Source organism: Candidatus Pantoea soli (assembly GCF_007833795.1).
In the GTDB taxonomy this organism is placed as follows: Bacteria; Pseudomonadota; Gammaproteobacteria; order Enterobacterales; family Enterobacteriaceae; genus Pantoea; species Pantoea soli.
The window spans coordinates 2,275,083-2,287,596 of the sequence record NZ_CP032702.1; the positions used below are offsets into that span (position 1 = coordinate 2,275,083).

The 12,514-nt window shown below is 58.3% G+C and carries 12 protein-coding genes, 1 tRNA gene and 1 pseudogene; 6 read left to right on the forward strand and 8 right to left on the reverse strand.

The genetic code is table 11. The features are described 5' to 3' along the window. Positions 1 to 114 precede the first annotated feature (114 nt). The 3 genes and pseudogenes from D8B20_RS10645 to D8B20_RS21820 form a co-directional block, all read left to right on the forward strand. Positions 115 to 225, forward strand: a pseudogene (locus D8B20_RS10645) (hypothetical protein); the annotation flags it as partial. Beyond that, positions 222 to 680: a hypothetical protein gene (locus tag D8B20_RS10650; RefSeq protein WP_145888846.1), complete on the forward strand. Its 459-nt coding sequence runs from the start codon at positions 222 to 224 to the stop codon at positions 678 to 680. The pseudogene D8B20_RS10645 and the gene D8B20_RS10650, both read left to right, overlap by 4 nt. Before the next feature lie 137 nt (positions 681 to 817). Next, positions 818 to 895 (forward strand): hypothetical protein, encoded by a 78-nt coding sequence (locus tag D8B20_RS21820; protein WP_261388093.1) that lies wholly within the window; start codon positions 818 to 820, stop codon positions 893 to 895. A gap of 492 nt (positions 896 to 1,387) precedes the next feature. Here D8B20_RS21820 and D8B20_RS10660 read toward each other — a convergent pair whose 3' ends face one another. The 3 genes from D8B20_RS10660 to D8B20_RS10670 are packed head-to-tail and all read right to left on the reverse strand — an operon-like array spanning position 1,388 to position 4,090. Continuing rightward, positions 1,388 to 2,140, reverse strand: a complete 753-nt coding sequence (locus D8B20_RS10660) for an alpha/beta fold hydrolase (protein ID WP_145888847.1) — start codon at positions 2,138 to 2,140, stop codon at positions 1,388 to 1,390. Positions 2,141 to 2,148: 8 nt separating this feature from the next. After that, positions 2,149 to 3,213 (reverse strand): class I mannose-6-phosphate isomerase, encoded by a 1,065-nt coding sequence (locus D8B20_RS10665; RefSeq protein ID WP_145888848.1) that lies wholly within the window; start codon positions 3,211 to 3,213, stop codon positions 2,149 to 2,151. Positions 3,214 to 3,232: 19 nt separating this feature from the next. After that, complete coding sequence (locus tag D8B20_RS10670; RefSeq protein ID WP_145888849.1) at positions 3,233 to 4,090, reverse strand: glucose 1-dehydrogenase; 858 nt, start codon at positions 4,088 to 4,090, stop codon at positions 3,233 to 3,235. A 342-nt stretch (positions 4,091 to 4,432) separates the two neighbouring features. Between D8B20_RS10670 and D8B20_RS10675 the strand changes: the two genes are divergently transcribed. Continuing rightward, positions 4,433 to 4,508 (forward strand) — tRNA-Asn (locus tag D8B20_RS10675). A 138-nt stretch (positions 4,509 to 4,646) separates the two neighbouring features. Here the strand turns inward: D8B20_RS10675 and D8B20_RS21620 are convergent. Both D8B20_RS21620 and D8B20_RS10680 read right to left on the reverse strand, forming a co-directional pair. Beyond that, positions 4,647 to 4,817, reverse strand: a complete 171-nt coding sequence (locus D8B20_RS21620) for a hypothetical protein (RefSeq protein ID WP_186454363.1) — start codon at positions 4,815 to 4,817, stop codon at positions 4,647 to 4,649. A gap of 108 nt (positions 4,818 to 4,925) precedes the next feature. Beyond that, positions 4,926 to 6,347, reverse strand: coding sequence for an EmmdR/YeeO family multidrug/toxin efflux MATE transporter (locus D8B20_RS10680; protein ID WP_145888850.1), 1,422 nt, complete (start codon positions 6,345 to 6,347; stop codon positions 4,926 to 4,928). Positions 6,348 to 6,650: 303 nt separating this feature from the next. Here D8B20_RS10680 and D8B20_RS10685 point away from each other — a divergent pair, with 303 nt between their 5' ends. Next, on the forward strand, positions 6,651 to 8,105 hold the full coding sequence (locus tag D8B20_RS10685; protein WP_145888851.1) for an AMP nucleosidase: 1,455 nt from the start codon (positions 6,651 to 6,653) through the stop codon (positions 8,103 to 8,105). Positions 8,106 to 8,191: 86 nt separating this feature from the next. Here the strand turns inward: D8B20_RS10685 and D8B20_RS10690 are convergent, their stop codons facing one another. Further along, positions 8,192 to 9,490, reverse strand: a complete 1,299-nt coding sequence (locus D8B20_RS10690) for an NCS2 family permease (RefSeq protein WP_222433871.1) — start codon at positions 9,488 to 9,490, stop codon at positions 8,192 to 8,194. Between the two features lie 414 nt (positions 9,491 to 9,904). Between D8B20_RS10690 and D8B20_RS10695 the strand changes: the two genes are divergently transcribed. Beyond that, the gene (locus tag D8B20_RS10695; RefSeq protein WP_145888852.1) at positions 9,905 to 10,651 is read left to right on the forward strand and encodes a response regulator; all 747 of its coding nucleotides are present in this window, start codon (positions 9,905 to 9,907) and stop codon (positions 10,649 to 10,651) included. Here the strand turns inward: D8B20_RS10695 and D8B20_RS10700 are convergent. Continuing rightward, a complete protein-coding gene (locus D8B20_RS10700) occupies positions 10,588 to 11,640 on the reverse strand; it encodes a carbohydrate kinase family protein (protein WP_145888853.1) in 1,053 nt (350 codons plus the stop codon). The two genes, D8B20_RS10695 and D8B20_RS10700, sit on opposite strands and share 64 nt — an antisense overlap. A gap of 1 nt (position 11,641) precedes the next feature. Continuing rightward, complete coding sequence (locus D8B20_RS10705; protein WP_145888854.1) at positions 11,642 to 12,502, reverse strand: ketose 1,6-bisphosphate aldolase; 861 nt, start codon at positions 12,500 to 12,502, stop codon at positions 11,642 to 11,644. Positions 12,503 to 12,514 lie beyond the last annotated feature (12 nt).

A 12,514-nucleotide genomic window follows, 5' to 3' on the forward strand; every position in this document is an offset into this window, starting at 1 on the left:
CGATAACGATGTTGAAAACAGGACTGTCTGCGAATTTGATGTTAATAGTAGTAAAAATATGTTGTCCTCCACGAAGAGGATAAATTTGGGCGAGGGCCACATTTCCATGCTGCGGATGACCTGAGAAACAATCCAATGGAAAAAGGAAAATACAATCAATACCCAAGCCATCACCCTGAAGATGTTAATGGATTTAATTCTAAAAAAAAGATGAGCTGCTCATGAAAAAAGAATTATCAAGAATTGAGGCACTAAAAGAAAAAATTGATCAAAAGAAAATTGCGTTAGATATATTTGGAGAAAAAGAAGGAAACTTCATCTTTCTTGATAGCATTTCATCCAGGGAAATTATTTTACAAGCCGATAAAATAGCATACAAAAACATCATAACCAGAATAAAAAAAGAAGACGACAAATCAAATGATATCATCAAAAAATTTGACTTGATGGTGTTTGATTTGTCAAGCTCAAATCTCTCAGATATATCGTTTTTTGTTTTCAGCGAAAAAATATACGATGTAACAACTTCTGTACCTGTTTTTTTAAGTGTTTATGAGAAAATAAAAAATAAATCAAGCTATCATGATATTATCATTCACAGTAAAAATTTAAATTTTGGATTATGCTTACTCCTTGATGAACATTATATCTCCATCTCGCACTGGAAAAATAATAGTTAACTTTCTCATGGAGGCAAATTTAGCGATATGCCTGGCTCATCAGCTGCTGCGCTACGCCAGGCATTACACTGACAGTGAAACCGGGCTGCACTACAATTTTTTTCAGCTATTACGACCCGCGGATTGGGCGGTTTACGATGCATGACCCGATAAGATTAATGGGAGTCTGGAACCTTTATCGATATGCGCCGAATCCGTTAAAATGGATTGATTAACCTGGATTGGCTGTTAATCCTGTTTCCAGAATACCATTTAGAATAATTATAAAATAACATTAACTTATAAGACATGTAACGCCATGAAAATTATAACCATTTTACTTTACCAAAGGATCTTATTGATTTTTTATTTGAAAGATAATGGCATTTATTTACCCAAAGAAGATGAATAAAAACCTTTCTTACTTGGTGGCTTTTCTTTTTTTCCATGGGGAAATTTCACTTGAGAAACGCCACAAAAAACTGTTAGAAGATTGGTCTAATCTTATAGGTATGATTTCATTCGCCTATAATGATGGTGGAAACCTATTTCTGATATCTGCTTTTTCAGATAGTTTTTTGTAAGGTTAAGCTCTGACTCACTAATGAAAATGAAGTTCGAGTGCAGTCAGAGGAGCCAGATTCAGAAAAGCCCGCTCAGGGAAAACCGAGCGGGCTTTTTGCTTTTCACACTGGCGGGCACGTCTTCCGGGCTGGCGCTCACCCGGGTTAAAAACGGCGACGTGCAAAGGCCAGCATACGTTCGGCCAGCGCCTGCGGCGTCTGCATCGGCATCAGATGTCCGGCACCCTCAATGATTTCCAGTTCGCCCTGTGGCAGATGCGTGCGCATGATGTCACGCTGCGCCTCCACTCCCGGTACGTTGCCATCCTCGCTGCCCAGCACCATCAGCGCTGGCAGAGTAAGACGGCCGATGCGGTCGCCCCACGCTTCACGGCTGCCGTACAGCGGCCAGGCGTGCCACGCCGTCAGGCTGGCGCTTTGCGCATCGGCAATGGCCACCTCGCGCAGCGCATCCGGCAGCCGCGCTGAACAGGCACCGTCGACAAAGGCTTCTGCCTCCTGCCGCGTGCCCTGATAGGCCGCCTGCGCCTGGCGATCCTGTTCGCTCATCGGCTGCGGGCCGGGCGGCGACGGTGCTACCAGCACCAGCCGCGTCAGATAGTCGGGCTGCTGCGCCGCCAGCGCCAGCGCCACTTTGCCGGTCATTGAGTGGCCGACCAGAATCACTTTCCGCAACTGCAGCGCACGAATGGTTTCATCCACCTGTCGCGCCATGGCGGCAACATCATAACCTTCAGCCTGTGCCGCATCGCCAAAGCCGGGCGTGTTGATCGCCACGCAGCGATAGTCGCGATCCAGATACGGCAGCGTGGGAAACCAGGTGCGGTGTGACCCGCCCAGATAGTGCATTAATACAAAGGTGGTTTCGCCCTGCCCCTGTATGCTGTATGGCAGCATAAAACCTCCTATTTTAGCGTGCCGCTGGGATCGCCCAGCTGTGCGATCGCCGCCTCGTCATAGCCCGCCTGACGCAGCGGCGCAATCACCTCACGCGCCAGGTCCGGCACGTAACCAACCAGCAGCTCACCGGCCTCGCGCAGCGTCACCGCCTCAAGCGCGGCAGGCAGCAGCAGCGATTCAGCACGACCCAGTTCCACGCTGACGCCATTGGCTTCCACCGTTAGCGGATCGCCGAGGTTAGAAAGAATACGCGCGCTGCTGAAATGGACATGCTGCGGCTGCTGAAAACGCCAGCGCTCCAGCGCAAAGTAAGGCCCGGCGCAGCAGAACAGCCGCGTTAAATCCTGCTGCTGCAGGGTCAGACCGCGTTGCGGCCGGGCGCGCAGTTCTGGACGCAGTTCCGCCAGCAGCGCGTCGATATTTTTCTCCTGCACGTTGCGCGGGATAGGCGCGCCATCCTCCATCTGCCACGGCATCGCGTGCTGCTGGATATTGGAGGTCTGCTCGATTTCATAAATCAGCGTGTCCGGGCCAAAACTGTGCAGCAGACCGCCAGGCACGTAGAAGGTATCACCGGTTTTCACCGGCACGCGATGCATCACCGCGTCATACTCTTCCGCCAGCAGCGCTGCCTTCAGCTGCGCGTTATCCACGCCGTCACGCACGCCCAGCAGGCAGGTCGCGTCCGGCGCCGCCCACAAAATATGCCAGGCTTCGGTTTTGCCGTTCGGCTGCTGTTCACGCTGCTGCGCCAGCGCATCATTCGCGTGCAGATGGACCGGCAGCATGCCGGTTCCGTCGATAAATTTGCTGAGCAGCGGAAAATGCGGGCCGCGCCAGCCGGGCGCAACCATCTCATCCGGATAGCGTTCAACCAGCTCGCGCAGCGTCCTGCCTGCCAGCGCACCGTTGGTTACCGAGGCAATCATGCCGTCAACATCGCTGATTTCCCAGGTTTCCGCCACGCGCGTGTCTGGCAGCCCGGCCTTACCAAGCTGCTGCTGAATGCGCTGACCACCAAAGATATGCGTGGCCAGCGGCGTGGTCAGCTTCAGAGGATAAGCCTGCATCGTCACCTCCTTAAGCTGCTCAGATAACCGCGACACCGCCCGTAACGGCAATGGTCGCGCCGGAGATATAGCTGGCCTCATCGCTCGCCAGCATCACGTAGGTGGGGGCCAGTTCAGCCGGCTGTCCCATACGCTGCAGCGGCACTTCACCGCCAAAGCTCTCGACCTGTTCCGGCGGCATGGTGGCCGGAATCAGCGGCGTCCAGATAGGCCCTGGGGCGACGGCGTTGGCGCGGATGCCCTTTTCCGCCAGCAGCGCGGCAAGGCTGCCGGAGAAATTCACAATCGCCGCTTTCGTCGCCGAGTAAGCCAGCAGCTTCGGTTTCGGCTGGTCGGCATTCACGGACGCAGTATTGATGATGGAGCCGCCGGACGGCATATGCGGTACCGCAGCCTTACAGATATAAAACATCGCGTAGAGATTGGTCTTCATGGTGCGGTCAAACTCATCATCGCTGATCTCATCCAGCGACTGGCGCGTCATCTGAAACGCTGCATTATTGACCACGATATCGATTTTACCGAAGCGTTCCGCCGTCTGCGCCACAATGCTGCGGCAGTGGGCCGCTTCGGTAATATCGCCGGCAATCAGCAGCGCCTGCTGGCCCGCTTCTTCCACCAGCTTCGCGGTGTCCCGGGCGTCATCATGCTCATCAAGGTAGGAAATCACCACGTCGGCGCCTTCCCGGGCATAGGCGATAGCCACGGCGCGACCAATACCGGAATCGCCACCGGTAATCAGGGCGGTTTTTCCTTTCAGGCGGCCGGAACCCTGGTAGCGGGTTTCACCGTGATCGGGTTTCGGTTCCATCTGCAGAAAACTGCCGGGCCATGCCTGCTGTTGTGCCTGTTGCGGATGTTGTGGACGGTCTGTCATACGCTGTCTCCTGGTTAGAAGGCCACGCGGCACCTGGCGCGCGCTGCCTGTATGAATGGGCGCTGAATCGTTACCAGCAACGTCACTAAGTGTAGCAGCCGTCCTGAAATCGCAAGGGCGGTTGCCGGCGGTAACAGTTTGAGTGGAAACTATTTTTGCCAAAATCCCGGTAAAATAAGGCGTTAACGGCGATGGGAATCGATAAGGGAAACGGCAGATTTTTCGCCCGGTTGCGGAATAAACGCGCAGGCTGCTGAAACCTTCAGCAAACAGCCGCGCCGGGTGCAAACTCGCTTTGACTCCGCTGCCCGGCTCGATTATCCTGCGCCCCGTTCAGACAATTCCTCTGTAGTTCAGTCGGTAGAACGGCGGACTGTTAATCCGTATGTCACTGGTTCGAGTCCAGTCAGAGGAGCCAGATTCAGAAAAGCCCGCGCCGGGAAAACCGGGCGGGCTTTTTGCTGTCAGCAGATTTGCCATAAAAAAACCCGCTTCGGCCGGAAGCGGGTCTGCAGGTGCCCGCGGGCAGCGTCAGCGGCCCGGGTGGCAAAAAGCGTCAGCGCTCATGGTAGCGCCAGGCGGAAGGAGGCAGCTCGATACCGTACAGCTGACTGAACGGCAGCAGCAGTTCCGCGGGCTGCGGGGCTTCGGTATCATGCGGTACGGCTGGCCGGGCACTGCGCAGGGTCACGCGCTGCCACCATTGCTGCATGCGTTGTTTCATCATCAGGCTCTCCGTTTGGGGGAATGCGGACAGTTAAACGCACATCCGCCGCCACACCAAACGATCCCTTCTGCTTTCCATTTGCGAAAAACGCATATGCCGGCCGCCGCGTCAGGCCCGCTCACCGCCCATCTTTGCCAGCATGCGGCGATAATTATTCAGCCATTTACCGCTGTTCAGCCGCCACCAGAAAAACACCCCGCGCACCGTCCAGTCGAGGAACATGCCCAGCCAGACGCCAATCACCCCCATACCAAGTTCGATCCCCAGCAGGTAGCCGGCAACCACGCGCGCGCCCCACATGCTGAACATGGAGACATACATGGTGTAGCGCGCATCGCGTGCGCCTTTCAGGCCCGCCGGTAACACCCAGGAAGCGGTCCAGATCGGCATAAACGCGGCGTTCAGCCAGATAAGGTGCTTAGTCACCTCAATCACCTCCGGATCGCGGGTGTAGAATTTCGCCAGCGTGCCCGCCAGCGGCACGGTAATCAGCGCCAGCGTGCACAAGCCAATCATCGCCAGCCAGAACACATGCTTGATCTGCCGTTCTGCCTGCATCACCTGATTGCGTCCCAGCCGTTTGCCGGTGATGATCGTCGAGGCCGAGCCCAGCGCATTGCCTGGCAGGTTGATGAGGGTGGCGATTGAGAAGGCAATAAAATTCCCGGCAATTTCATTGGTGCCCATGCCGGCAACAAAAATCTGCGTCAGCAGTTTACCGCCGTTGAACAGCACCGATTCGATACTGGCCGGCACGCCGATGCCCAGCACTTCCATCAGAATGGTGCGGTCCCAGCGGCGAAAGTAGCTGGCGAGGGTAATTTTCAGCGCCGGCGAGATGCCGCGATAGAGTACATAAATGGCCGCCGCCGCGCCGATGTAACGTGAAATGGTCAGTCCCAGACCTGCCCCGACAAAGCCCATCCCTTCCCAGCCCAGCGCGCCATAAATCAGCACGCTGCTGATAACGATATTCAGGATGTTCATGCCGCCGTTGATCAGCATCGGGATCTTCGTGTTGCCTGCCCCGCGCAGCGCCCCGCTGCCGATAAGCGCAATCGCCGCCGCCGGGTAGCTCCACGCGGAGGTCTGCAGATAGCTCAGCGCCAATTGTTTGACCTGGGGCTCCGCGCTTCCGGCAATCACATCAATGATCAGATGCCCCCAGAATTCAATGGCGATAACCAGCGCAAACGCCAGCACCGTCATTAACCCCAGCGATTGCCGCGTGGCGGCACGCGCCCGCTTGCCGTTGCGTTTTGCCAGGCTGAAGGCCACCACCACCGTGGTGCCGAGATCGATGGCGGCAAAAAAGGAGATCACCACCATATTGAAGCTGTCTGCCAGCCCCACGCCCGCCATCGCCTCTTTACCCAGCCAGCTGACGAGGAAGGTGCTGAGCACCCCCATCAGCATCACGCAAAGGTTTTCAATAAAAATGGGCACGGCCAGAGGGGTAATCTCACGCCAGAACAGCGTGCGGTAAGCGCGGCGCTTCGGATACCACGCCGTGTTTCTTACCGCCCGCATCACTGCTACGCCAGGATTTTGCAAGGGAATACCAAATCACTTTGGAGAAGAAGAGGAGTAATAATGATGATAGGCCACTGACAATTATGCAAAGTGTTTACCCTTACCATTTAATCATTATTACAAACTTTTCTCGTCGGCCTCGCCGGATAAGCCCGGCGCATTGCTCGGTTATGCTGCCGCGCCTGTCCGCTGACGATCGGCTGCCGGGCAGAAAGCAGCCGATCGCAGAATATTCATCGTGATGCGAGCGGAATCCGCTATGCTCTGGTCAACCTGGTCTGTGTTTCCCAAGGAGAACCTATGAATACGCAACGGAACGGATTAACTACCCGGCAGGCGCTGGATGAACTGGAGCGGCTGTATGACGCTGCCGTTGACGCATTGCGCAACGCCATCCGTGACTTCACTGAGCAGGGCACGCTGCCTGATGAAACAGCCCGGCGTCAGGGGCTGTTTGTCTATCCTGAACTGCGCATTACCTGGCAGGGTGAAGGCCCGCAGCAGAATCGTACCCGCGCCTGGGGCCGCTTTACCCATACCGGCCGCTACAGCACCACCATTACGCGTCCGGCGCTGCTGCGTCACTATCTCAGCGAGCAGCTGCAGATGATTGAAAAAGAGTACGACGTGCTGATCGAGGTGGGCCCGTCGCAGCAGGAGATCCCTTATCCCTATGTGATTGACGGCTCTGACCTGTCGCTGGATCGCTCCATGAGCGCCAGCATTGCGCGCCACTTCCCTACCACCGAGCTGTCGCAGATTGGCGATGAAACCGCCGACGGGCTGTTTAATGCCGATGCGCTGTTCCCGCTGTCGCACTTTGATGCGCTGCGCACCGACTTCTCGCTGGCGCGCCTGCGCCACTATACCGGCACCGCGGTGGATCACTTCCAGCCGTTTGTTCTGTTTACCAACTACACGCGCTACGTCGATGAGTTTGTCCGCTGGGCGATTGAGCAGGTGCAGGATCCGGATACGCCTTACGACAGTCTGGCCTGCGCCGGTGACGTGGTAATTACCGCTGAGACCGCCGACCCGACGGCGCTGATGTCAGACCTGGCGTGGAAGAAACATCAGATGCCCGCCTGGCACCTGACCTCACCTAATCGCCGTGGCATTACGCTGGTTAACATCGGCGTCGGCCCCTCTAACGCGAAAACCATCTGCGATCACCTCGCCGTGGTACGTCCGCACGCCTGGCTGATGATTGGTCACTGTGGCGGGCTGCGTGAAAGCCAGAGCATTGGCGATTATGTGCTGGCGCACGCCTATCTGCGTGACGATCACGTGCTGGACAGCGTGCTGCCGCCGGATATCCCGATTCCGAGCATCGCTGAAGTACAGCGCGCGCTGTATGACGCCACCAAAGCCGTCAGCGGTATGCCGGGCGAAGAGGTTAAACAACGGCTGCGTACCGGTACGGTGGTGACCACCGATGACCGTAACTGGGAGCTACGCTACGCGGCTTCCGCGCTGCGCTTTAATCTCAGCCGTGCCGTGGCGGTGGATATGGAGAGCGCCACCATCGCGGCGCAGGGCTACCGCTTCCGCGTGCCCTATGGCACCTTGCTGTGCGTGTCCGACAAGCCTCTGCACGGTGAAATCAAGCTGCCCGGCCAGGCTAACCGCTTCTATGAAGGCGCCATCTCTGAACACCTGCAGATTGGCATCTGCGCGGTAGAGCTGCTGCGCGCCGAGGGCGACAAGCTGCACTCACGCAAGCTGCGCACCTTCAACGAGCCGCCGTTCCGCTAGCGCGGACCGGCCGCGGGCAGGGATTGCGCATTTCTGCCCCACGACAACCTCAGACACGGAAGCCCGGACGGGCTTCCGTTTTTTTATCAGGCGCTCAGCCAGCCGAGCTTGATCACGAACAGAAGGGAGAGAATAACCAGCGCGGCGTTGACTTCACGGGTGCGCCCGCTCAGCAGCTTGACCACGGTCCAGGTGATAAAGCCGAAGGCGATGCCGTTGGCGATAGAGTACGTCAGCGGCATGGTCAGCGCGGTTACGGTGACCGGCGCGGCGGTGGTGACATCTTTCCAGTCAATTTCTGCCAGCCCGGACGCCATCAGAACGGCGACAAACAGCAGCGCGGGCGCGGTCGCATAAACCGGCACGCTGCCTGCCAGCGGTGAGAAGAACAGGCTGAGCAGAAACAGGATCGCCACCACGATGGCGGTCAGACCGGTACGGCCGCCGGCACTCACGCCCGCGGCCGATTCCACATAGCTGGTGGTGGTAGAGGTGCCCAGCAGCGAACCAAACAGCGCCGCGGCGCTGTCGGCGATCAGCGCGCGTCCCATCTTCGGCACGTTGCCCTGCTCATCCGCCAGACCGGCGCGTTTGGTCACACCCAGCAGCGTACCGGTGTTGTCGAACACATCCACAAACAGGAAAGCAAAGATCACGCTCACCAGGCCTACGTTAAAGGCACCGGCAATATCCAGCTGCATAAAGGTGGGCGCGAGAGAAGGCGGTGCAGAGAACACGCCGCCAAACGGCGTCAGGCCAATGCCCATGGAGATAAAGGTCACCACCAGAATGCCAATCAGCACCGCCCCGGTGACGCGGCGCGCTTCCAGCACCACAATGATAAAGAACCCCAGCAGCGCCAGCAGCGGACCGGGTTTCGTCAGATCGCCCAGGCCCACCAGCGTGGCCGGGTTGTCCACCACGATGCCTGCACCTTCCAGCGCAATCAGCGCCAGAAACAGACCAATTCCCGCCGCAATGCCGGCACGCAGCGGCAGCGGAATGCTGGCGATGATCCACTCACGGATTTTGAAAATTGACAGGGCAAAGAAAATCACCGCTGACAGGAATACCGCACCCAGCGCAATCTGCCAGGTATAACCCATGTGCAGCACCACGGTGTAGGTAAAGAACGCGTTGAGCCCCATCCCCGGCGCTAAAGCGATAGGATAGTTGGCAATCAGGCCCATCAGTATCGAGCCGATCGCCGCCGCCAGGCAGGTCGCCACAAACACCGAGCCTTTATCCATGCCGGTCGCACCCAGAATGCTCGGGTTGACAAACAGGATGTAGGCCATGGCCAGGAAGGTGGTGATCCCGGCGATGATTTCCGTGCGCACCGTGGTGTGATGCGCTTTCAGTTTGAACAGTTTTTCTAACATCATCATCTCTCATAAGCGGAGACGGCACAGGGCCGGTTCTCACTTGCCAATGTGGTTAATTCGCTGATTATTGTATTGATGAAAGCGAGCTCGCCGGACGTAAGGCTGGTCACCTTCCGCTTTCCCCTGTCCACATAGCAATTGCTATGCCACTCCCCTGCGCAATCGTTTACGTTTCCGGGCGCCGCTGTGGTTAGGAAAATTCTGAACCAGAACGAGGCGCGATTATGGTGCATTGCACCTGATCTGCGCAATCGTTTTCCCCCGGCCAGCAGAAAGCGCGGCAAATATTGCGGTAACGCACGCTTTCAGACACTGCCAGGCGATACCGCTCACGTTTCTGAAGTGTGAATAAGCGGCGTAAAAACGCCGGGTTACACTGCTGTTAACCCTTTCGCCCTGACAAGAGGCAGAGCCATGAAGCCCGCGATTCTGGTCGTTGATGATGATCGTGCCATCTGTGCATTGCTGCACGATGTACTGAGTGAACATGTGTTTACCGTCTACAGCTGTCACCAGGGACGCGACGCGCTGGCGCTGCTGGCACAGCATCCGGAGATCTCACTGGTGATGCTGGATATGATGCTGCCGGACACCAACGGCCTGCTGGTTTTACAGCAGATGCAGCGGCAGCGTCCCGATCTGCTGGTCATCATGCTCACCGGCATGGGATCGGAGGCGGATATGGTGGTAGGGCTGGAGATGGGTGCCGACGACTACATTGCCAAGCCGTTTAACCCGCGCGTGGTGGTGGCACGGGCGCGGGCCGCACTGCGGCGCTGCGGCCGACTGGCGCAGCCGCAGGGCATGGCAGACGCGGGCTGGCAGTTTAACGGCTGGCGCCTGGATGACAGCCGCTGTCAGCTGTTTAATCCGCAGCGTGAAAGCGTGCCGCTGACGCAGGGCGAATATGCGTTGCTGCGCGCGCTGGTCGCGCATGCGCGTAAAGTGCTGACGCGTGACCAGCTGCTGGAGTTAACCCACAGTGAAACGCTGGATGTGTTTGATCGCACCATTGACGTCCTGATCATGCGGCTGCGCCGCAAAATTGAAGCTAACCCGCACCAGCCCAGCCTGATCCGCACCATTCGCGGGCTGGGCTATGTGTTTTCCGCCGACGTCGTGCGCCCGCCATCCGCCGCACGTGAGACGCAGATTGCCTGACTCATCCAGTGTTGCATCTCGCGCAGCGGGCGCGTGCCGTCCAGCGCGTTCGCTGCGCGCAGGTTGAAACAGGCGCAGGTATGCGCCAGCCTCAGCGTCTCCTGCAATCGGTAGCCCTGATGGCTGGCGTACAGCACGCCCGCGCAGAAAGCATCCCCTGCCCCGACGCTGCCGACAATCGCTTCTGCGGGCAGCCGCCATGCGGGCTGCCAGTGTGCCTCACCGTCACGTTCCTGCCCCCACGCGCCCTCCGGCGCATGAATCACCACCCGCTGCCGCACGCCCTGCGTCAGCAGCCAGTCAGCCGCGCGGCCAAACGCCGCCGGGGCAGCCAGCTGGTTTTGATGGCGTAACGTCACGCCGGTCAGCGACTGCGCCTCCAGTTCGTTAATCACCAGATAATCAAGCCAGCGCAGCGCCGGCACCACCAGCGGACGATACTCACCGGGGCGCGTGACCAGATCCAGCGACGTGAGATAGCCGCGCTGCTGCATCTGTGCCAGCAGCCGCGCGCTGCGCGTGCCGAACTGCGCATCCGGCACGTCCAGACGGTCCAGCAGCAGCAGATAGCCAAGATGGAAGATCCGGTGCGGGGTGATCACTGCGTCAAAGTGCGGCAGATCCAGCAGCGCGTTGGCGCCGCGCGCATGAAAAAAGGTGCGCTGGCCGTCCGGCGCAGTCATCACCTGCGTCATCGCGGTGCCTGCCTGCCCGGTGCGCTGCACAAAGCGGCGCTCCACCTGATGCGCGTCCATCAGCTGCAGCAGGTAGTCGCCGTCGCTGTCTTCACCGATCATGCCCGCACAGGCCAGCGGCAGGCCCACCTGCATCCGCGCCAGGGTAAACAGCACATTGAGCGCCGCCCCACCGCTGCACGCTTCGCGCGCGGTGATCTCCGTCAGCCAGCCCTGTTGTGGCCAGTGGCTGATGCGCTGGACGTGGTCTACCAGCAGCGTGCCGGCGGCAAGAATACCGTTGCGCGCCGTCACCTCAGGCCTGCCCGGCGCTGCCAAAAATCTGCATCTGCTCCGCCACGACCTGCGTAATGCCCTGCTCTGCCGCCATTAACAGCTCGGCAAAGGCGTCATAACGCGCATCGCGCGCCCCCATCTGCTGTTCAATGGCGTTCAGCGCGGCCTGCGACATGCCGGTGTAGAAATTGATTTTATGGATGCCAAGCGAGATGGCGTGACGGAAATCTGCCTCGCTGATGCCGGAGCCGCCGTGCAGCACCAGCGGAATACCGGCCTGCGCGCGAATCGCCGCCAGCCGGGCAAAATCCAGCTTCGGTTCGCCTTTGTATTTGCCGTGCGCATTGCCGATGGCCACGGCCAGGCAGTCGATGCCGGTGGCCTGCACAAATTCTGCCGCCAGCGCCGGATCGGTAAATTTCTCGCTGTCCGCTTCGCCAAACAGCGCGCCGCCCTCATCGCCGCCTACCGCGCCCAGCTCGGCTTCCACCGACACGTCCAGCGCATGGCACATCTTCACCACTTCCCGCGTCTGCCGCACGTTTTCCTCATAGCTGAGGGCGGAGCCGTCAAACATCACCGAGGTAAAGCCAAGGCGAATCGCCTGCATCACCGCCTCAAAATGCAGGCCGTGATCGAGATTCAGCACCACCGGAATGGCATGACGCGCGGCTTCGGTCCGGATCGCGGCCACCAGCGATTCGAGGCTGACATATTTAAAATGCACCTCGGCGATATTGATGATAAACGGCGAGCGCTGCTGTTGCGCCGCCTGAAACAGCGCGCGCAGAAAGTGGGTGTCCAGCACGTTAAACGCGCCAAGCGCGTAGCCCTGCTGTTGCGCGTGGGCCAGCCCCTGCGCCAGAGAAATCAGTGCCATGAAAAACCTCCT

Excerpts from the sequence above, each read along its gene's own strand:
- D8B20_RS10650 (WP_145888846.1), top strand. The coding sequence starts at position 222 with ATGAAAAAAGAATTATCAAGAATTGAGGCACTAAAAGAAAAAATTGAT.
- D8B20_RS21820 (WP_261388093.1), top strand. The coding sequence starts at position 818 with ATGCATGACCCGATAAGATTAATGGGAGTCTGGAACCTTTATCGATAT.
- D8B20_RS10660 (WP_145888847.1), bottom strand. The coding sequence starts at position 2,140 with ATGCTGCCATACAGCATACAGGGGCAGGGCGAAACCACCTTTGTATTA.
- D8B20_RS10665 (WP_145888848.1), bottom strand. The coding sequence starts at position 3,213 with ATGCAGGCTTATCCTCTGAAGCTGACCACGCCGCTGGCCACGCATATC.
- D8B20_RS10670 (WP_145888849.1), bottom strand. The coding sequence starts at position 4,090 with ATGACAGACCGTCCACAACATCCGCAACAGGCACAACAGCAGGCATGG.
- D8B20_RS21620 (WP_186454363.1), bottom strand. The coding sequence starts at position 4,817 with ATGATGAAACAACGCATGCAGCAATGGTGGCAGCGCGTGACCCTGCGC.
- D8B20_RS10680 (WP_145888850.1), bottom strand. The coding sequence starts at position 6,347 with ATGCGGGCGGTAAGAAACACGGCGTGGTATCCGAAGCGCCGCGCTTAC.
- D8B20_RS10685 (WP_145888851.1), top strand. The coding sequence starts at position 6,651 with ATGAATACGCAACGGAACGGATTAACTACCCGGCAGGCGCTGGATGAA.
- D8B20_RS10690 (WP_222433871.1), bottom strand. The coding sequence starts at position 9,490 with ATGATGTTAGAAAAACTGTTCAAACTGAAAGCGCATCACACCACGGTG.
- D8B20_RS10695 (WP_145888852.1), top strand. The coding sequence starts at position 9,905 with ATGAAGCCCGCGATTCTGGTCGTTGATGATGATCGTGCCATCTGTGCA.
- D8B20_RS10705 (WP_145888854.1), bottom strand. The coding sequence starts at position 12,502 with ATGGCACTGATTTCTCTGGCGCAGGGGCTGGCCCACGCGCAACAGCAG.